18 protein-coding genes are annotated in these 20,099 nt (G+C 58.6%); 11 read left to right on the forward strand and 7 right to left on the reverse strand.

What is annotated here, in order from left to right:
• Nucleotides 1-314 precede the first annotated feature (314 nt).
• The 3 genes from HFP57_RS15840 to HFP57_RS15850 all read left to right on the forward strand — a co-directional run bounded on the left by HFP57_RS15840 (nucleotide 315) and on the right by HFP57_RS15850 (nucleotide 3,399).
• Nucleotides 315-719: a GlcG/HbpS family heme-binding protein gene (locus HFP57_RS15840; protein WP_176870687.1), complete on the forward strand. Its 405-nt coding sequence runs from the start codon at nucleotides 315-317 to the stop codon at nucleotides 717-719.
• Between the two features lie 162 nt (nucleotides 720-881).
• A complete protein-coding gene (locus HFP57_RS15845) occupies nucleotides 882-2,306 on the forward strand; it encodes an MmgE/PrpD family protein (RefSeq protein WP_176870688.1) in 1,425 nt (474 codons plus the stop codon).
• Nucleotides 2,307-2,481: 175 nt separating this feature from the next.
• On the forward strand, nucleotides 2,482-3,399 hold the full coding sequence (locus HFP57_RS15850; RefSeq protein ID WP_176870689.1) for an alpha/beta fold hydrolase: 918 nt from the start codon (nucleotides 2,482-2,484) through the stop codon (nucleotides 3,397-3,399).
• An 84-nt stretch (nucleotides 3,400-3,483) separates the two neighbouring features.
• Here the strand turns inward: HFP57_RS15850 and HFP57_RS15855 are convergent, their stop codons facing one another.
• Entirely contained in the window at nucleotides 3,484-4,545 is a 1,062-nt protein-coding gene (locus HFP57_RS15855; RefSeq protein ID WP_176870690.1) for an SMP-30/gluconolactonase/LRE family protein, read from the reverse strand.
• A 289-nt stretch (nucleotides 4,546-4,834) separates the two neighbouring features.
• Here HFP57_RS15855 and HFP57_RS15860 point away from each other — a divergent pair, with 289 nt between their 5' ends.
• Nucleotides 4,835-5,815 carry a 3-hydroxyacyl-CoA dehydrogenase gene (locus HFP57_RS15860; RefSeq protein ID WP_176870691.1) on the forward strand — a complete coding sequence of 327 codons (981 nt, stop codon included), beginning with the start codon at nucleotides 4,835-4,837 and terminating at the stop codon, nucleotides 5,813-5,815.
• Between the two features lie 72 nt (nucleotides 5,816-5,887).
• On the opposite strand, the gene ribB is transcribed toward HFP57_RS15860, so the two are convergent.
• Complete coding sequence (gene ribB, locus HFP57_RS15865) at nucleotides 5,888-7,003, reverse strand: 3,4-dihydroxy-2-butanone-4-phosphate synthase (protein WP_176870692.1); 1,116 nt, start codon at nucleotides 7,001-7,003, stop codon at nucleotides 5,888-5,890.
• A 59-nt stretch (nucleotides 7,004-7,062) separates the two neighbouring features.
• Entirely contained in the window at nucleotides 7,063-7,632 is a 570-nt protein-coding gene (locus HFP57_RS15870; RefSeq protein WP_176870693.1) for a flavin reductase family protein, read from the reverse strand.
• A gap of 337 nt (nucleotides 7,633-7,969) precedes the next feature.
• On the opposite strand from HFP57_RS15870, the gene HFP57_RS15875 reads away from it, so the two are divergent.
• Nucleotides 7,970-8,941 carry a phytanoyl-CoA dioxygenase family protein gene (locus HFP57_RS15875; protein WP_176870694.1) on the forward strand — a complete coding sequence of 324 codons (972 nt, stop codon included), beginning with the start codon at nucleotides 7,970-7,972 and terminating at the stop codon, nucleotides 8,939-8,941.
• A gap of 62 nt (nucleotides 8,942-9,003) precedes the next feature.
• Here HFP57_RS15875 and HFP57_RS15880 read toward each other — a convergent pair whose 3' ends face one another.
• From HFP57_RS15880 to HFP57_RS15890, 3 genes are read right to left on the reverse strand one after another with little or no spacing between them, the layout of a single operon-like run.
• Nucleotides 9,004-10,413 (reverse strand): FAD-binding oxidoreductase, encoded by a 1,410-nt coding sequence (locus tag HFP57_RS15880; RefSeq protein WP_176870695.1) that lies wholly within the window; start codon nucleotides 10,411-10,413, stop codon nucleotides 9,004-9,006.
• A gap of 29 nt (nucleotides 10,414-10,442) precedes the next feature.
• Nucleotides 10,443-10,931 (reverse strand): LeuD/DmdB family oxidoreductase small subunit, encoded by a 489-nt coding sequence (locus HFP57_RS15885; RefSeq protein WP_176870696.1) that lies wholly within the window; start codon nucleotides 10,929-10,931, stop codon nucleotides 10,443-10,445.
• Nucleotide 10,932: 1 nt separating this feature from the next.
• Nucleotides 10,933-12,216: a 3-isopropylmalate dehydratase large subunit gene (locus HFP57_RS15890; RefSeq protein ID WP_176870697.1), complete on the reverse strand. Its 1,284-nt coding sequence runs from the start codon at nucleotides 12,214-12,216 to the stop codon at nucleotides 10,933-10,935.
• 216 nt (nucleotides 12,217-12,432) lie between these two features.
• Between HFP57_RS15890 and HFP57_RS15895 the strand changes: the two genes are divergently transcribed.
• From HFP57_RS15895 to HFP57_RS15910, 4 genes are read left to right on the forward strand one after another with little or no spacing between them, the layout of a single operon-like run.
• Nucleotides 12,433-13,347, forward strand: coding sequence for an isocitrate lyase/PEP mutase family protein (locus HFP57_RS15895; RefSeq protein ID WP_218135037.1), 915 nt, complete (start codon nucleotides 12,433-12,435; stop codon nucleotides 13,345-13,347).
• The gene (locus HFP57_RS15900) at nucleotides 13,344-14,777 is read left to right on the forward strand and encodes an FAD-dependent oxidoreductase (protein WP_176870698.1); all 1,434 of its coding nucleotides are present in this window, start codon (nucleotides 13,344-13,346) and stop codon (nucleotides 14,775-14,777) included. Before HFP57_RS15895 ends, HFP57_RS15900 begins: the two co-directional genes overlap by 4 nt.
• Entirely contained in the window at nucleotides 14,774-15,682 is a 909-nt protein-coding gene (locus HFP57_RS15905; protein WP_176870699.1) for a polysaccharide deacetylase family protein, read from the forward strand. The genes HFP57_RS15900 and HFP57_RS15905 overlap by 4 nt, the downstream gene beginning before the upstream one ends.
• On the forward strand, nucleotides 15,682-16,638 hold the full coding sequence (locus HFP57_RS15910; RefSeq protein ID WP_176870700.1) for a polysaccharide deacetylase family protein: 957 nt from the start codon (nucleotides 15,682-15,684) through the stop codon (nucleotides 16,636-16,638). The genes HFP57_RS15905 and HFP57_RS15910 overlap by 1 nt, the downstream gene beginning before the upstream one ends.
• On the opposite strand, the gene HFP57_RS15915 is transcribed toward HFP57_RS15910, so the two are convergent.
• Nucleotides 16,635-18,056 (reverse strand): M24 family metallopeptidase, encoded by a 1,422-nt coding sequence (locus HFP57_RS15915; protein WP_176870701.1) that lies wholly within the window; start codon nucleotides 18,054-18,056, stop codon nucleotides 16,635-16,637. The genes HFP57_RS15910 and HFP57_RS15915 overlap by 4 nt on opposite strands.
• Before the next feature lie 146 nt (nucleotides 18,057-18,202).
• Here HFP57_RS15915 and HFP57_RS15920 point away from each other — a divergent pair, with 146 nt between their 5' ends.
• Nucleotides 18,203-19,084 carry an alpha/beta hydrolase family protein gene (locus HFP57_RS15920; RefSeq protein ID WP_176870702.1) on the forward strand — a complete coding sequence of 294 codons (882 nt, stop codon included), beginning with the start codon at nucleotides 18,203-18,205 and terminating at the stop codon, nucleotides 19,082-19,084.
• A gap of 21 nt (nucleotides 19,085-19,105) precedes the next feature.
• Entirely contained in the window at nucleotides 19,106-20,086 is a 981-nt protein-coding gene (locus HFP57_RS15925) for an alpha/beta fold hydrolase (protein ID WP_176870703.1), read from the forward strand.
• Nucleotides 20,087-20,099 lie beyond the last annotated feature (13 nt).

A 20,099-nucleotide genomic window follows, 5' to 3' on the forward strand; every position in this document is an offset into this window, starting at 1 on the left:
GTGCTGTCTTGCTCCCGATCCAGCGCGTTCCTTGATCGTGCCGGCCTCACTCGACCATCGACCCGAGATACTCGGACAAAGAAATCAGATTGCCAATTTCGTCATGAGAATAAGGATATAACTTTTCTGAATGTTCAGACATCGGCAATTGAATTGAACTGGTTCGGAACCTTCGAATTCCAACGCCGGCAACGGTCGCACATTTGGCTGCTCTGTGCCGCTCCTGAAAACAGTCGGTAGATGAGAATAATGGACCGAGGGCATACCATCCCGGCCGTCCGTTTGTATGCGCAGCGAAACGATTGGGAAGTTCAATGATTGCATTGAATCAAGCACAGAAGGCGATTTCTGCGGCCATCAAATTCGCGAGAACATCGAACATGAAGCCACTGGCGATAATCGTTGTCGATACCGGTGGCCATCCCGTGGCATTTGCGCGCGAAAACGGAGCGACATTGCTGCGGTTCGATGTAGCGCACGCGAAAGCGTGGACGGCGCTTTCTCTGGCTAGTTCTTCACGAAACTATCAGACAATGGCCGACGATCGACCGCATTTTGCTGCAAGCCTGAATGCTATAACGGAGGGGAAAATGGCGGCTTCGGCTGGCGGTTTGGTGATTTTGGATGACGAGGATGAGATCGTGGGAGCGATTGGTATTAGCGGCGATTTTCCGGACAATGATGAACTGGCTGCTCAAGCGGGTATCGACGTCCTATAGATCAAGTCTACTGGTATACTGCCCCCGATTTGCGCGCGACCGAGCCGGTGGAGCAGTCGCACCGGGCTCGTTCCGAAGAACCTCGTCGAGGCTATCGACGTTGCGGTGTATTGCTTCGATATCCTGAACACCGCCCGACGATCTATCGAAGGAACGAAGCTGATGACCACGGGCGATCCAACAGATGAGCTGACTGCTGCCCCGACCATTGCGGCATTTCTTGAGACGGTTCGGGACGAAGTTCCGGCGGAGGCCCGGCATGCGGCAGTGCGTATTCTGCTTAACGGGCTGCGTGCGGTCGTGCGGGCCGTCGGCGGACCGCTGCCGGCGGCTCTTCTGGCGTCCGAGTCCGCCCGGTCGGCCGGGATCAGCGCCACGACCGGCGTAATGTTTTCCGATGCCCGGCTGCCTGAGGATGCTGCTGCGTTGTGCAACCAGCAATTATGGACACTGCTGCTGCTCGACGATTTGGAGATGACCAGCGGGACGCACCCAGGCGGCCCGGCGGTCACCGCTGCGCTCGCGCTCGCCGAACGGCGCGAGCTCGAAGGCAGGCCAGTGTCTGGCCGGACTCTGCTCAGCGCGATCGTGGCTGGCATCGAGCTGCAGATCGCGGTTGCGCTCGCATCAGCGCCGGAAATGCTGCACGAGCGCGGTTTTGCGACGTTATCGGTGTTGGCGCCGTTGGGCTCGGTCGCGGCCGGATGTGTGCTCGATAGCGTGCCGACCCCCGTCGCGACGCACGCGCTCGGTATGGCTGCGATGAGCGGGATCGGCATGTGGGAGATGGGCGGCACTTCCAGCGCAGGTTATTTGACGGCAAGCGCCATGCAGTCCGGCCTCGCCGCACTACGCGCGGCACAGGCGGGTTTCGAGGCGCCCGAGTGTGCGATCGACGGCGATTTCGGTGCCTTCCGTGCCTACACCGGAAAGCCGCGCGCTGCGCTGATGGATCAGCTGACCTTGCTGGGAACGAAATGGCGCACGACCGATGTGCTCTTCCAGCCCTATTCGGGGGATACATATGCGCAGGCGTCCCTTGCCGCGTTGCGCCTCTTGCGTGATCGCCTTACCGATCCGACGCAGCTCCCGACAGTTGATCGCATCGTAGTAAGGGTCAACCAGCGAACGGCAACCGGCGTCGAACGCAAATATGCGCGGCATCCGAAGATCCACGACCCGCTGGTCTTCAATTCGGACCCGCAGTCGCGGATCGCGGCCGCATGGTTGCGCGATGCTTTCAGTTTCGACTGCACATTTGCGGATTTGGTCGTGGACGACGAGGTGCGTGCGCTGCGCGAACGCGTCGAATTCGTCGACGATCCAGCCATGAAGACGATGGCGTCGGCGACTGCGAAGATCCATTTCGTTGACGGCACGATCGAGCGGGCCGACGTTCCGGCTTTCCGCGGTTCGGGTACGAACCCTTTCAGCGACGATGATCTGTCTGACGCCTTCCGCGACGCAGCGCGGGGCAAGCTGTCCGAAGCGCGGATCGAGCGTATCCTGTCTGCGGTATGGGCTCTCGACGACAGTACCAGCGCGGGCGGCCTGATCGGTGAGATCGCAGCCGCTGCCGACGGCTGAGCCGGAGCCGCCCGTGGCTTGCCGCTGTTCGAACAGTTTAACTTGATCGAATGATCTCCGACGCGACGTTTCGGATACGGGGATCCCCACGGACCGATGTAGCGGAGGAGCAAGGGGATTGGCCTACATATTTGCGATCGCCGTTTCGGTACTCATTCTCGCAGCGGCGCTCTACGTGCTGGCGGCGCGCGCAAATTGGCTCGCCAAGGAAGATGCGAAAGTCATTGCCCGCCATTCACACGGCAATTCGCGATTTATCAACGTCGACGGCGTTCATATCCATTATCTGGACGAGGGTGAGGGGCCGGGATTGCTTCTTCTCCATGGTTCTTATCTCGATCTCGGCGTCTGGGATGGCTGGGCTGCAAATCTGATCAGGGATCATCGCGTGGTCCGGCTCGATCGGGCCTGTTATGGGCTGACCGGCAGAGATCCCTTCGAAACTTTCGGCTACGAGCGGGAGGCTGACCTTGTTGCGGCATTTGCGGAAAAGATCGGGCTCGGGAATTATATTGTGGTTGGCGCTTCCAGCGGTGGCACGACCGCTGGGCGGATTGCCGCCCATCATCCGGAACGTGTTTCCGGCGTCGTCCTGATCAACTTCCCCTATGTCCGCAAATCGGTGCGCCCGACGCCATCCTATGCACTGTCGATCTGGATACGCGACCGGTTGCTGGTGAACCATCAACCCGGTTGGCATATGGGTTGGACGATACGGGCCAACCTCACTGACAAGGCACGAGCCACGCGCGCTTTAATACGACGCTTGACCGACCAGGCGAACCGACCCGGCATGCTCGGAGATCGCCTCCGATTGGAAAAAGGCTGTGCGGCCTATAGCCCGGAAAAGCGGCTTGATGATTTCGTCGCGATCCGGGCTCCGACGCTGCTGATCTGGGGCCGGGACAATCATCTTCTGACGGTGGAAAGCGGCCGCCAAGCCTATGACGCGATCGGCGCGGACTTGAAGTGGATGAAAATCATTACGGGCGGCTCGCACATGATCCCTTTGGAAAAATCGGACGAGAGCCTGCAGATCGTCCGGGAGTTTCTCGACCAAGTGGTTCATGCATCGATCACGAAACGCATCTGAGTATCCTTACTCGCGCCGGACTCCGCCAGGGACTAGACCGGCCCCAGCCAAATTAGGCAGAACGGGATTGGCTCGCAGGTCCGTCTAGCGCGGCGACATCTCCGACACGAAGGTCAGCCGGTCACCATAGGCGCTGCCCAGAATGAGGCCGTCCTGCCATGGAATCGCTACCGATGCGCCGGGAATTTCGCTTCCGTCATGTTCGTAGATGATCTCAACCCTTTGCCCGATGCCGATTTGCGCGACGGCGAAAGGGAAACCGCAGGGTATCGCATCTCTTGGTCGGCATCCGTCAACGCCGGTTACCGGTTCGCCTGTATGGCCGGTCACCAGAAAGCGCCCGTCGGCCAGGGCGGTCACATTGTCAGGTTGCAGCGGCAAAGGGATTTGCGTCGCATTCCCACTGGGCAATGCGACGATCATCAGCGCCTGTTCAAACGTCCCGCCTATCGCCAAGCGGTCGCCGTTCGGGGAAATCGCGACGCCGTTGGGAAATGACATCACGGTTCCGGAGACTTCACTCCACCCATCCTCTGCAGTCCAATGAACGACGAAGCCGGTAGGTTCTGCAGCCCGGAACATGCGGAGGACCTCGGCAAATCCGGCTTCGTCGTTCGGTCGGTCGTACATGTGAGATGCGTAGATTGTCCCGTTTGACGCGATGGCGAGATCGTTGAGTAGATAGCGGTTCGGCACCTGTGTGCATCCGGTCCATCGCGCGACCGGATGCGATCCGCGTTCTATGGCGAAAAACTCTATTCTGCTCTCGCCATCGCTACCATTGATGACTGCAGCAATCTCCTTGCCTCGGACGCGACCGACAGTGTTGCCGCGCGCCGCAATGCTGGTTGGCGGCTCATTACAGTCTGCCGAGCCCATCATTGTTTCGCGTTCATCGGGGGAAAGGTCGACTCCATGGCGCGATCCATCCTCCAGATTCACCCATTGTAACCCTTCGTCGCCATGCTGGCTGACCAGCGCCCAATCGCTGCCGGGTAAACGAGAGATATCTTCCGGTCGCTCGAAATCGCAGAAAAGTCCTTCCGAGCACGGGGCCAGGCGATGTGTCGCTCCCGCCAGCGCGATCGCCATCAGTGAGATCGCGCATAGGCGTAACAAGATCTTGGCCAGACTATGGTCAAACATTCAGGGCCTTCCAGGTAACTGTCCGCCGCTCGATTTCCTTCGCTGACTCCGCTCCGGTTTGCCGAAACAAGGTTCGAAGGACCGTCGAATTCGCTTTGACATAGCAATAGGACTTTACGGGGCTGCAACCGTCTCAGAAAATTCTCGACTGGCGAATAGCAGCAGCAAACGGCGCAGCCGATGCTGCTGCGATATCCTATGCTTTTCAAAGCTTGCTGGGCAGGCCTCTGAGATCTTCTCCGCCACCCGCGAGCCTTGTTTCACTAAAGGATGGAAACTGGATCGCGGAATGAAACAAGCCGAAAATTTTCAGACCGTCGCAGTGATCGGCTCGGGGTTGATCGGGATAGGTTGGGCCACGGTTTTCTGTCGGGCCGGACTGCATGTCAGGATGTTCGACCAGGAGCCTCAACGACTGGACCACGCGGTTGCGAGCATTGGCGCCAATCTCGAGATGATGCGGGACAATGGTTTAGTCGAAGGCACACAATGCGCGACGGATCGCGTCGAGCTTTGCGATAGTATCGCTGAGGTTGTCGACGGGGTCGACTATGTGCAGGAATCAGTATTCGAGACGATCGAAGCCAAGCGAACTGTTGCCCGGCAGATCGACGAGGTGACGTCGGCGGATATCCTTGTCGGTAGTTCGAGTTCGGGGATTCCCGCTTCGCAGATTACCGAAGATCTCACCAACAGATCGCGATTTCTGGTGGTTCATCCGGTCAACCCGCCGCACCTCATCCCGGTTGTCGAGATTGTGCCGGCGCCCTGGTCCGACCCCGAAGCAATCCCGGTCATTCGAGACTTTATGGAGCGTATCGGGCAGAAGCCGGTGGTTGTCCGGCGAGAGATTGAGGGCTTCATTCTCAACCGCTTGCAGGGCGCCCTTCTCAATGAAGCATGGGCGTTGTTTGCGGATGGATACGCGACCGCAGCCGACATAGACAGGACCGTGAGTGACGGGCTGGGCTTGCGTTGGTCGTTCATGGGGCCGTTCGAAACGATCGATCTCAACGCGCCCGGTGGAATTGCCGATTATGCTGAACGGCTCAGTGAATTGTATTTTCGCGTGGCCCAATCGCGCAGCGATCCGAAGCCTTGGCCTTCGGAGGCTGTGAAGCGGGCGGAAAGCGAGTTGCGCGATACTGGCTATACTGGTTCAATCGCCGAGCGCAGTCTGGATCGCGATCGAAAACTGATGTCGCTCCTCCGGCATAAACGGAAATCCGCTTCTCATTCTCGGAATAAATCCTCGCAGAGCGGCCGCTGATCGGCGACTTCCGGCGGGCCGATATCGATGGTTGGCCCGTCCGCAGTTTGTCCCTTCGACAGCGAGGCTCGACTAGCCGGCTTTCGCATCGCCTTGGACAATCGGAGTGAACCCCGTCACTTCAAGACCGAAGCCTTCGAGCGCCGCCATCTTGTCCGTGTTCGAAGTTAACAGGCGCATCTTGCGGATCCCGGTATCTCGCAATATCTGCGCCCCGATCCCGTAATCGCGACCGCTATTCTGCCGTGCATTGTCCATCTGTGTGTTAGTTGCGCGACGAGAGATCGAACGCGCGTCCGGATTGTGCACAAATACGCCGACCGCCGGGCCATCATGCTCTGCAAGTGCCGCAAGCGCCTGCTGCAAACAATTTGGATGCGCATTGCGATAGCCGAGCAGGTCGGTTGCCATATCGAATCGGTGGACCCGCACCAGCGCTTCGCGATCGGCCGAAATCTTGCCTCTCACAAGCGCTATATGTTCACCTTGGTCGGTCAGATCACGATAGACATGCAGCTTGAAATCGCTGCCATAATGGCTTTCAAAAGGTGCTATAGTGATGCATTCGACTAGCCTTTCGTTACGCCGTCGCCACTCGATCAAATTGGCTATGGTTCCGATCTTCATTCCGTGTTTCTTGGCATAGGGGACGAGGTCGGGCAGCCGCGCCATGGTGCCGTCATCCTTCATGATCTCGCAGATTACACCGGCTGGAAACAGGCCCGCCAGTCGCGAGATATCAACTGCCGCTTCGGTATGCCCAGGCCGCACGAGCACACCGCCATCGCGCGCAACCAGCGGAAATACATGGCCGGGGCTGTGGATGTCACGCGGCCCTGACTGCGAGTTGATCGCTGCCGCAATCGTGCGCGCCCGATCCTTTGCGGAAACTCCCGTCGTTACGCCCTCGCGCGCTTCAATCGAAATGGTGAAGGCAGTTCTATGACGAGATTGGTTGCCGCTCCCCATTTGCGAGAGTTCCAACTCCCTAGCCCGCGTCTCGGTGATCGCAAGGCAGATAAGGCCGCGTGCATGGGTCGCCATCTGCGCGATCCGCTCGGGCGTGGCGAATTGGGCCGGGACGATGATGTCCCCTTCCTTCTCGCGATCGTCCGCGTCGACAAGAATGAAGGGGCGCCCGTTACTCGCTTCGTCGATTATCTCGTCAGTTGTAGCCAAGTCGCTCATGAATATCCTTGGGCAGGGACATCGCGTTTGCGCGCGCAGGCAGGCGGCGGGAGACCCCATCAGCCGGCGGCCGAGAACTTTCCGAATGCGCCTTTGAAGAACAATAATGGGGCGGCGTCGCGCTCAGTCTGTAATTCTTCGACCCGACCCAGTACAATGGTGTGATCTCCGGTGTCGATCTCATCCTCGATCGTGCATTCTATATAGGCCAGCACATCGTCAAGCACCGGCATGCCACGTTCGGAGATTCGGTGTGCGACGCCAGCAAATTTGTCGCCACATTTGCTCGCAAATCCTTCACACAGATCATACTGGTCTTCGGCCAGGACATTCACGCAAAAATGGCCGCAATCTCGGACCTTGGGCCAGCTTCTGGATTTCTTGTCGGGGAAGAAGGCGACCAGCGGAGGGTCAAGCGACACGGACGTGAAGCTTCCGACAACCAAGCCCGCCGCCATGCCGTCTTCGTTGCGTCCCGTGACCACGCAAACGCCGGTCGGATAGTGGCCGAGTACCGTACGGAAATGATCCGGATCGATCTCGGCAATCGTATTCTGACATTGGCTCGTCACCTCAGCACGCAGTCCAGACTGAACGGCGGTTTGCCGCCGTAGTGCCACGATGTGCATCGATATTTGTGCGTCCCGCTTGGGGAATCACGTCAGTTCTCCCGGCCATGTACTGCGCGGGAAACGGGTGAAACCCCCTGTTTCCGGCGGAAAGCGGATAGCTCTTCCGCGTTGTGAAGGCAGCGTCTCGGGCGGATTGTATTCGCTGTGCGGTAGAAGATGAGTTGCGTTGCCATCGGTTGCGGGAGGTTTTTGCCTGCCCGTTTTCCCAGCAACGGCGCTGGTCTCGTTGAAAGCCAATATCCATCGTGCGACCAACGCAGAGTTTGTTGATGGTCCAGGCGATCGATATCGATAAGTATGTAGGGTAGAAAATACCTAAACCGGAGAGTTCCCGATGGCTTTCAATCGCTCCCCGTTACGCGATGTCACGCAGGAAGATATCGATAACTACGAACGCGACGGTGCTGTGGTGCTGCGCGATGTGTTCGATACTGACTGGATGGATCTGCTCGAACCTTTCGTCCGCCGGATGAAGATCGACGAAGAGGATTTCGGTCTATTGCCGCATTCGCCCAGCAAATATCTGTCGCACGTCATTCCGGAGTTTCGGCGCTTCGTTTTCGATTCTCCTTTGGGAGAAGTTAGCGGTAAATTGCTGCGATCAAAGGAAATTCGGTATTTCTTCGAAGAGGTTTTTGCCAAGCCGCCGAAAACTGATCGCGTGACCATGTGGCATAATGACCGCATGGGATGGCCTGTTACGGGTGGCATGGTTCCCTCATTGTGGATCCCGCTGACACCAATTGTAAAATCCAATTCGCTTGAAGTGGTGGCTGGCTCGCACAAGACTTACGGCGCCAAACACTGGATATTCTCGCGCAATGCGCAGCAAATGATCAAACCTGACGATCGCCCGACCCACCCGGATATGGAGCCGCATCGCGGCGACCCGAACTATACGTTCCTTTCCTGGGAGATGAACCGTGGCGACATGCTGGTCGTTCATCCTTGGACATTGCACTATTCGGGGGGCAATCCAACCGATGACTGGCGCATCGCTGTATCGGCACGGGTATTCGGTGACGATATCCGCTGGGATCCTCGTCCAGATGCCAACAATCTGGCCGGGGTCAGCTTCGACGAAATGATCCCGGGCGAAAAACCGATGGGCTCCCATTTCCCGCTGCTTTGGTCCGAGGATGGAAGGCGCGACGATGCCAGCCGATATCCACGGGGCTTCGCAACGGAATGGTCGAAAGAGGCGGTGAGGAGGTTGAAAGAGGAATCACGACGCCGGTTCGACAAAATGAAGGAACTGGAGAAAGCTGGAAAGCTGGGCGAGCAGGATAAAGTGCCGCAAACCTGATTGCCACACGTCCGATCCGATTTGCAGCCGTTTAACAATCTGGGGCGACCATCGCCTCTGATCTAGGCGGCGTATCCGTTTGACCGGTCCAGCAGGCTCGCAGGATCGAACATTCGCTGAAGCTCGAGAGCCGCGTTGCGTTTCCACGCTGGCACGTGCCGATCATAATAGGTTTGGTTGAACGGTCCTATGCCGTGTTCTGCGCTGATACTGCCGCTAAATTCGCCAACCAGGATCGCGTAGACCTCTTCGCGCAAATGCTCCTCATTGAATGGTCGATTGCTGGAGAGCACCAGATTGAAATGCACGCCGCCATCGCCAAAATGGCCGAAATGGCAGGGCAGAGCGTTGGGCGCGATATCGGCGGTGAGCGCTGTCAGTCGATCAATCAGCGCTGGCAGTGATGATCGCCTTGTGGAAATATCGAACGCCAGGACCCGGCCTTGCCGTTTCAAACCGTCGCTTATCGCATGTCGTATCGCCCAGAAGTCACCGCTTCCGGTCAGCAATGCATCGTCCAAGCACGCGTCGGTACCTTCCATCATCGGCCAGAGCGAGTCGGCGAGTAGCGTTTCGATTTCGAGACCGTTTCCCGGTGGCACGCTGCTGGCCGCTTCGACCAGCATGGCGAAGGATGGCGGCGCTGTCGGGCCGAATGGATTTTGCAGCGCAGGATGATGGCGAAGTGCAACCGCCATGGCGTCTCCAGACATGCCCTCACAAGCGACGATCAGCTCTCCCAACTGATTTTCAAGCCGCGATATGATCTGCGGCGCATCAGAGAGAGATTTCGGTACCAACAGGGCCGAAGACGATTGCCGCGGCACGGGGTGAAGGTTGAGTGTCGCAGCCGTTATGATGGCAAATTTACCACCGCTTCCAACAAACATCTGCTTGAGGTCTAGCCCGGTATTGTCCTTGCGCAGGCCGTCAAGATCGGTCCAAAGCGTGGCGTCCTCGTCTACCAGGACAATTTCGAGCCCCAGCAGGTTTTTGCGGACATCGCCATAGCGAAACAGCTTTGCGCCGCCGGTATTGGTTGCAACCATTCCGCCGATCGACGGATCGGCGCTGAGATCGATCGGAAAGAAGAGTCCGTCATCGCGCGCATACTCGTTTACAGTGCTTAACAAGGTGCCGGCGCCGCAAGTAATCGTGCGGTCCAACGGAGCATAGTCGGACACCATGTTCAGGCGCTCGAGACTGAGGAGAAGCTCGTCTGCCTCGGGCCTCGGGGTGGCGGCGCCGACGAGCCCCGTATGGGCGCCCTGCGGCAGGATCGCCAATTGCTGAGCATGGCAATAGCGCACGATTTCGCGGACTTGGCTGGTGGTTGATGGCCGGACGATCGCCGCCGTGCGCCCTTCGCCGTAGCGATAGCCCTTTTGGTAGTGGTCGCGCTCGGCGGTAACCACTGCACTTTCTTCCAACAGGGCGCGCAGGTCGTGCTCCAGCCCATTGCTTGACGACATGGAACCGCTCGATGACTCGGCCATCCTGATCAGAAGGCGCGCGCGTTCAAGCGCTGGTCCAGATAAGGAATAAGGCCGCCGGCCTCGACCATCTCCATGAGATGAGAGGGTAGAGGCTTGATCGCGTATGTCTTGCCGGTATCCCGGTTCGCGAGTGAGCCGGTAACAAGATCGATGTCGATCTCGTTGCCTTTTTTTATTTCAGCAACCGCATCAAACTTGACTGCCGGAAGACCGAGATTCATCGCGTTGCGGTAGAAAATCCGCGCAAATGAGGTCGCCAGAACCGCGGAAACACCCAGCAGTTTGAGCGAAACCACCGCCTGCTCGCGCGACGAACCCTGACCGAAGTTGCGCCCCGCGAATACGAAATCGCCAGGCCTGACCTCTTTGGCGAATTGCGGATCGATCGCTTCCAGGCAATGCTGGGCGAGTTCTTCCGGAGGGAGTTTCATAAGGCTGCCGGGGGCCAAGACATCGGTGTTGATGCCGTCGCCGAATATGAATGCGCGGCCCATCCTAGATCTGCTCTAAGATGGTCCGCGGATCGGCAATCCGTCCCGCCACGGCGGTCGCCGCAGTCGTATAGGGGGAACCGAGATAGACGTTCGCGCCGCTATGGCCCATGCGACCCTGAAAATTCCGGTTGGTGCTCGAGATGCAGGTCTCGCCATCGGCCAGGACACCCGCACCCATGCCGGCGCAGGCACCACAACCGGTCGGCATGATCAGGGCGCCCGCGTCCGTCAGTGTTTCCAGAGTGCCGTCGCTTGCAGCCCGGTTCATCGTTTCTAGCGATGCGGGCGCGATCAGCAGGCGTACGCCACTTGCGACCTGACGTCCCTTGAGCACCTGCGCGACCATATGTAGGTCGCTCAGTTTCGCGCCGACACAGGCGCCGATATAGGCCTGATCGATCCGCACATCGGCGAATTCACCGACATCTCTGGTGTTTTCGGGAGAATGCGGGGCGGCAACTTGCGGAGATAATGCTGTCGCATCGAAACGGTGCACCGCTTCACATAGTGCGTCCGGATCGGAGGCGAGTGCCCGGGCCGCGTCTTCATCTTCCACCGGCGCATCGCGTTCGCGCAAAAACGCGAACGTCACATCGTCCGGCGCGATGATCCCGACTTCGCCACCCAGTTCGGTCGCCATGTTCGATAGCACCATCCGTTCGTGCATCTCCATCGCCGCAACGGTCGAGCCGGCAAATTCGAAAGCCCGGAAAGCATTGTCCATTCCAAGCTCGCGGCACAGCATTAGCATGAGATCCTTCGCGACAACGCCGTTGGGAAGATCGCCTTCCAGTTCGATGCGAATGGTTTCCGGCACTGCGAGCCAGGTTTCACCCGTCGCGACGATACCGATCATGTCGGTTGCGCCATAGCCGGCGACATATGCGCCGAAAGCGCCACCGGTCGGGGAATGGCTGTCGCCGCCTGCGACGAATGCGCCCGGCCGGATCAACCCACGCTCGGGCAGCACGAGATGGCAAATGCCAACCATGTCGAAAAAGGATTTGACGTCGTGCGTCGCCGCGAATTCACGCGCGATCTTTAAGATAGCCGCGCTGTCGGCATCCGTGGCCGGCACGTAGTGATCGGTAACAATCGCTACTTTTGCTGGATCCCAGAGGCCGACGCCCAGACGTTCCAGCTGTGGCGCCCAGCGACGCGGACCCGAACTGTCGTGAGCAAAGGCGAGATCGACCTTGGCGGTGACGATCTCACCGGTTGTAACAAAAGAAACGCCGGCGGCACGGGCGATAATCTTCTGCGCGATTGTGGCGGGTTTCGCCATCGATCAACGATCCTGCCATGGATTTAGGCGGTTTTTCACCGGTTCACCTCGTCGGTAATGGCCTCGATGACAGATGAGATCGCCCCTGAAGCCGCGACGGCAATGTGTATTCACTGACAGAAATGGGGAAACTTTTTCATCCGATTATGATCACTTGACGAGAAGAAGTTGCTTGAAAATTGAATGATCGTGCCTTTGCGAGCCAATGAAAGGCCGATGACGATGGCCTCAAACGCGCGCGCGGGCGAATTGCGCTCCTTACTGACAAAAGGGGTTCTTGCTCCGGGATGCTATGATGGACTGTCGGCCGCGCTTATCGAGCGGCAGGGCTTCGAAGCAGCCTATGTCACGGGCGGTTCGATCGCCTATTCCAGGCTCGGAAGACCGGATATCGGACTGGTTTCCGCGTCGGAAGTGAGCGAGACGATCGCGCTCATCGCGGATCGGGTGGACATACCTTTGATCGTCGATGCGGATACCGGCTTCGGCAATGCATTGAATGTCATCCGTACCGTCAAATCATTCGAGCGCGCCGGCGCTACCGCCATCCAGCTTGAAGACCAGCGGATTCCGAAGAGATGTGGTCACCTGACGGGCAAAGCGCTCGTTTCGACGGGCGAGATGGTGGGCAAGCTCAAGGCGGCTCTCGATACGCGAGACGACGCGCTGATCGTTGCCCGAACCGATGCGATTGCGGTCGAGGGGCTCGAGGCGGCGCTCGATCGGGCGGAGGCCTATGTCGAGGCTGGCGCGGATATATTGTTCGTCGAAGCGCCGCCCTCCAGACAGGCCATGGCAGATCTGTGTTCAAGGTTCGACTCGCGCGTGCCGCTGCTCGCCAATATGGTGGAGGGCGGGACCACGCCGGTCATGTCTTACGATCGGCTACACGATATGGGCTATCGTCTCGTCATATTTCCGGGGGCCTTCGCCCGTACAGTCGTATTCGCCGCCAGCGAAATGCTGTCGGTGCTGAAGCGCGACGGCACCACGGAGGCGTATTGGGACCGGATGGTCGATCTCAGGGGCATCAACGACGCGATCGGAACAAGCGAGTTGATGGAAAAGGGCGGACTCTACAGCCCCGAAATGAGCGGCTTCGATTGCTTGACGGGGGACGAGCCCGAATGAGCGTCAAGCGCTACGATAACGAACCGTTCGAGTTCACCATTCCGGTCTTGATTATCGGTGGTGGCGCGTGCGGATTGTCCGCGGCCCTGGCGGCGAGCGATGCCGGTGCAGCGGTGCTGGTGTTGGAACGGGATCCGGTACCGCTGGGAACCACCGCCATGTCGAGCGGCTTGATCCCTGCAGCGGGCACCAAGGTGCAGCGTGAAGCCGGCATCACGGATGACGACCCCCAGCGTTTCGCGGACGATCTTGTCAATAAGACTGGCGGTGCGCTGGAGCCCGGCAGAGCGCTGACAATATGCGCTGCATCGACGCAGACCGTCGACTGGCTCATCGACTGTCACGATATCCCGCTCAGCCTGTTCGTGACCGCTGGATCGCTTCCCGGCCATAGTAGGGCGCGCCTTCACGGTACGCCGAACCGGACTGGGGAGGAATTGATGGCGGCCCTGCAGACCGCAGCCGAAAATGCTGGCGTGGATGTCCTGACGAACGCGATCGCGACAGCGCTCCTGGTGGACGGCGACAATAGCATCCGAGGTGTGGAAGTTTCGCGCCCCGACGGTTCGATCGAGCGCATCGGCTGCGACACGCTCATCCTTGCAACTTGCGGATTCGCGGGCAACCGGGAGCTTGTCTCACGCAATATTCCCGAACTCGAAAATATCGAGGCTCACACCCATCCGGGCGCGCAGGGCGATGCGCTGCTGTGGGGCGAAGAACTCGGGGCGGCGACCGGCGACCTGGCGGCCTATCAAGGCCACGCGAACATCGCGGCGGGGCACGGACTGCTCGTAAGCTGGCTGGCCATATCCGAGGGCGGCTTCCAGGTGAATTCCGAGGGGCATCGTTTTTCAAACGAGGCGCGTGGATATTCAGAGCAAGCGGTGGATGTGGCCGCGCAGCCGGACGGTTTCGCCTGGACGATCTACGATCAACGGATCGATACGTTAATGCACGAGATCGCCGAATATCGCGAGGTGCGCTTGGCTGGCGCATTGCTCACGGCCGATACGATTCCGGAGCTCGCAAGAAAAATTCGCATTCCCGCCGACATGCTGTCCGAAACGATGACTGAGATCGAAACGCTGGCGCGGTCAGGCGCGAACGATCGGTTCGGCCGGAGTTTTTCGCCGGACAAACGCCTTGAGCCGCCATTCATTGCGGTGAAGGTCAACCCGGCACTATTTCACACGCAAGGCGGGCTGGAAGTGGACGAACATGCGCGCGTGTTCGATCGCGAAGGAAATCCGCTGCCGAATCTCTATGCTGGCGGCGGCGCCGCCCGTGGCGTATCGGGCCCGGGTTCGTCAGGTTATGTGGCGGGCAATGGTCTGATGACGGCAACGACTCTCGGCCGTCTGGCCGGGGAAGCAGCCGCCGGACAGGCCATTGCTGCCTCTGCCGGCCTGGGACGGGCTGACGCATGAAAAGCACGCCGCAAGCTTACGGCTGGTGGCCATATCGCGATCGGCCCAAGATCTGCTGGCCCAACGACGCGCGGATCGCATTCTGGGTCGCGCCAAATATCGAATTCTATGAGCTTGACCCTCCGGCAAATCCGACGAGGCGCGCTTGGCCGCGGCCCTATCCGGATAATGTCGGCTATTCCGTGCGCGATTATGGAAACCGCGTCGGTCATTGGCGGATGATGGAATTGATCGACCGGTACGGCCTCAGGGGATCGATCTCGCTTTCGGTGGGCCTGCTCGATCATCATCCGGAAATCATCAAAGCCTGCGTTGAACGCGACTGGGAGTTCTTCAGCCATGGCATTTACAACACACGCTTCGTGTACGGGATGGACGAAGCCCAGGAACGCGAGATCATCCGGGATTCGATCGATTCTGTGCAACAGGCTACAGGCCAACGGATTGCCGGCTGGCTCTCGCCCGGCTTAACCTATACTGAGCACACGCTCGACCTACTGGCGGAGATGGGCCTGCAATATACGTGCGACCTGTTTCATGACGATCAGGTCACACCAGTAAAGACGGCTTCGGGCCGGCTATGCTCAGTCCCTTACAGCCTCGAATTCAACGACAGCATCGCCTTCCAGCTGCAGCGGCTGTCGCCCGATCGTTATGTCGACATGCTGAAGGCAGGTTTTGATCGCCTCTACGCCGAGGGAGAGGCGTCAGGGACGGTGATGTGCATTCCGCTGCACGCGTATCTCGTCGCCCAGCCGTTTCGCCTCGATCCCTTCGGCGAAATTTTCGATTACGTCACTAGCCACGAGGATGTCTGGATAACCACTGGACGGGAAATCGCCGAATATTGGATGGAGCATTACTGGGATGCCGCGATCGCCGATATATCGGAGAAGAACGCCTGATGCCGCTCGGACCTGAAGCCTTCGATTATCCCAATCGCCGCTATGGCATGGATCATGACCGGTATGATTGGTCGCTATTGAAACATCGACCGCCCGTCGAATGGCCGGGTGGAAAAAAGGTCGCACTGTGGATCACAGTCGCCGTTGAATTCTTTCCGCTCGATGATGACGGGCAACCGTTCAGATTGCCCGGCAGCGTCGCCAAGCCTTATCCGGATATGCAGACATATACCTGGCGCGACTATGGTAATCGCGTCGGCATCTATCGTCTGATGCGCGCTTTCGACGAATATGGCGTTACAGCAAATTGGGCGGTCAACGGAGCGATCGCCGAAATGTTGCCCTGCCTTGTTCGTGACATCGATCGGCGGAACGAAGAAGTGCTGGCGCACGGCTGGGACATGGCCAGTCCCCATTTCGGCGGGATGGGTGAAGACCGGGAACGCGTGCTTATCGACAAAACGATTCAGGCGATCAGGCAGTCGATTTCATCTCCCGTCCAAGGGTGGATTTCGCCGGGCAAGTCGGAATCGGCGGCCACGCCGGACTTCCTCGCAGAGGCGGGCATCGGCTATGTCTGTGACTGGCCGAACGACGATATGCCATATTTCATGCATAATCGGGGCGATCCATTGGTCGCGATGCCGCATTCGAACGAACTCGACGACAGGCAGATCATCGTCGAATACAAGCATCATGAGAGCGCCTTCGTCCAACAGGTCCTGGACCAGTACCGCTATCTCTCACGCGAGGCCGCGGCAGAAGGCGGCCGGATATTGTCGCTGAACCTGCATCCATGGGTTGTCGGACAGTCGCACCGGATCGTTTCGCTGGAGGCCATTCTTGCCGAATTGTCGGCCCAAGCCGACATCTGGTCAGCATCCGGTTCAGAGATCGTGGATTGCTGGCGTCAGGCGGACGCATCTGTGCCGCCCGAATCCAAAAAACCCGCCTAAAGCGGTTTTATGCGTAGCGCTGTGTCGAGCGACGTGATCGGTTCGCAACCATCCCGGCGGACGATGACCATATCTTCGACATGCGTCGTTCCCCATCCGAACTCGTGATATGGCATGTCGAGTGTGAAGACCATATTCTCTTCGAAGACGATATCATGCTCGCCGGGCATTTCCGGGCCGATCGAAGTCGGATGGTCCGTATGTTCGAGCCCGACCGAATGCGGTGCGGCGATGACGAAGCCGGGAAAGCCTTCCGCCTGAACCGTTTCGCGAGCCAGTGTTGCGATGTCTTTCATCGGCACCCCTGGCCGAATATTCTCATAGGCGACCTGTAGCCCGCGCGTTACCGCAGCGCTGCGCCGCAGCATTTCGTCCGTCGGCGTTCCGCAGATCACAGACCGCCCCACATCGCCGCGATACTGTCTGTAGCTGCTCACTGCGTCGAGCTTCATGATTTCGTTGGGCTCGATTGCCCCGGTCGCCAACCCCCGTAAATTGGCGACGATCCATTCAGCTTGGCTCCCACGCTTGGCTGCGGCAATCGCAAAAGTCTCGTGCAGGCTTGCAAGTTCGACACCCGGTTCCATTGCGTCGATTACGTCATTCAACGCAGCTTCGGTATTGTGTCCGGCAATTTTGAGGAGTGCGATTTCTTCCTCCGTCTTCACCATCCTGATACGTTTGAAAATATTGAGCGCATCGATTCCTGAGAGATCCTTCATTCCAACCGTTTGCAGCCAGCCGAGGACACGGGGATCGTCGAAACCGAGCCGGCCTTTTTCCAACCCGGCTTCCCGTAACGCGCGGCGAAGCGCATATAATGCGGTTGGCTCCAGACGGCCGCGCATGCTGTCATAGCGCGCCTTCAATTGCCGATCTCGATCGACGAAAAATTCTTCGCCGCGCGATGGATAGGGCATGGGCGGAACGTCGGGCCCCGAGCGCGGCTCTGAAGGTTCATCGGGGTCAACATACTCTTCGACCGTGCTGTCGTAATCGCGCGGGGTTCCGGCACCTGGTTTAACGCGAAAGGTGAACCCAACGAGATTAGGCATCCAGCTGGGTATATGTTCCAGATGATAGGCGCCGGCCGCCGGCATAACGAGCGCTGCCAATGCGTCCTCGGCGCGCGGATAGACGGCATACATTGTATAATTATGCGACATCAGGAGCATCGGGCCGTAATAGTCGCTGAGATAGTAGATGTTGGTCGGAGTGGCGGCCACCAAACCATCGAGACCGGTTTCGTCCATAATCTGGCGGGCACGTTCGACGTTCAAATGCATTGGATTCTCTTTCTGTGCAGTGACGACGAGATTGACAGAATCCGGCCGCGCTCGTCTAGTTATCTGCCAAGCAATGACGGGAAGCCCAAAGGAAGCAATCGACTCTGTCCGCCTGTCGGAGGATCGGCGCATGAGAGTTTCGGTCTTGGCGGGAGCATTTTATCGGCGTTGGCAATGGCCTTTCCAGTCTACTCAACCGCTGCCGGAAGTGAGATCGTGATCCCGCAATCTCGAAGACGCGGGTTGGCCAAGTGGGGGTGAGGGAGCCCAAAAGCGAGGTGGACGAAAACCAGCCGATTTTCAGCTTCGATCCGATCCCTGTCACGGCACGGGACCTCGAATTCCCGATCCGTGTCACCGCTCCGCAGAACCAGAAGAGCCTCCCGGTCCTGATTTTTTCCCATGGCGCAGGTTATGGCCGTGCAGATTATCAGCCACTCGTGGAGGTATGGGCGCGAGGTGGCTTCCTCGTTATCCAGCCATCACACCCCGATCAATTCACGACATATGACGATCCGCGTTTCGGGCGCTTCTGGCATGATCGGGTCATGCAGATCAGCGGCATCGTCGATCAGGGTGATGCTCTATTTGATGCCATCCCACAGCTGGCTGATCGGGGCGATTGGAACCGCGTCGTCGCAGCAGGTCATTCATTCGGCGGTCTTTCCGTCGGCAATCTTCTGGGTGCCCGCAGTTTCGATGAGACGACCGGCAAGGCCTGTAATCTCAAGGATACCCGCATCGTCGCCGGGGCGATGCTCGCGCCACCCGGATGCGTTTCGCTGGATAGCGAAATGGGCAAGACCGCCCCTTATGTACATACCGATTACAGCCATATGAGAGGGCCTGCGTTGATCGTCGCGGGCAAGGAAGACGATTCAGCCCATGCGGGACGCGATTGGACCTGGCATAGCGATCCCTACACTTCGGATCCGCGAGACAAGTCGCTTCTCGTCCTGCAGCGCGCGGGACATTATTTGCATGGCATCATCGCGCCAAATCGCCGTGAAACGGGGGAAGATGAAGACCCAGAAATGGTCGAGAACCTTGCCCGGGCAGTGCTGAGCTATCTGCGCACCGCAATCGATCCGGACGATCCCGCATGGCAGGAAGAGCAAGAGAGAATGGATACAAACGAATTCACAATTTGCAGCAAGTGAGGGGTCGGTAGGATTTCAAGCATGATCAAGTTTAGGAAGGTTCTAGGTGGTATCGCACTTATAGCGGCGGGCACCGCACCCCTGCTCGTGCGCGCGCGGAAAGGTGAGCTTTCGCCGAGCTTTTCCGCCGTCCGGAATCGTTTCGCGCAGGACCCGTCGAAATTCGTCAAGATCGCCGGCGCGAACATCCATCTTCGCGATGAGGGAGACGGCCCGGTCATGGTGATGATCCACGGTGCCGGGACGAGCCTGCACCTCTGGAATCCTTGGGTGGCGTTGCTGCGCGATCGCTACCGTATCGTCCGCTTCGACATGCCGCCATCCCCGCTTACACGAGATAGCCAACCCCTGACTCCAAGGCGTCAATTTGAGCTTTTGGAGGGCGTGATCGGAGAGCTGGATCTGCGCGATCTCATACTTGTGGGGAATTCAACCGGAGCCAACGCGGCGGTAAACTATGCGGCATCCCACCCCGAGAATGTTCGTGCTCTCGCGCTGTCAACCGTGCCCCTCTATAGTCCGCGGCCTGACCAGTATCGCAACCCGGTCGTCACTGCCATGAATCGGATCAGTGGCGCGTTGTTCCCGACCTACAAACCGCGCTGGTATTATCGCGCTTATGTGGATGACCTGATTGTCGACAAATCCCGGATTACGGAGCATTTCGTCGCGATGTACCATGCGAGTAGCGCCGCCCAAGGTGTCATCGAAAGTCAAGCCAAGTATCTCGCGTCGAGACGTACGCCAGAAGGGTTGAAATGGGTGGAGAACGAACGCCGGAACGCCGGGGCCGTGCGCTGTCCGACCCTAATCCAGTGGGGTGACGGCAACACTGTATTGTTGCCGGACATAGGCGACAAAGTCGCGGCCTTGTTTGCGAAAGCACCTGTAGAACTGATTCATTATCCGGACGTTGGGCATTATCCAAGTTGGGAAATTCCGGAGAAATCGGTGGAAGATATGGAGCTGTTTCTGGCCGAACATGGCGTGGGAGCATCCTGAAGTGGCGGACATA

Source organism: Parasphingopyxis algicola, from assembly GCF_013378075.1.
GTDB classification, from domain to species: Bacteria; Pseudomonadota; Alphaproteobacteria; order Sphingomonadales; family Sphingomonadaceae; genus Parasphingopyxis; species Parasphingopyxis algicola.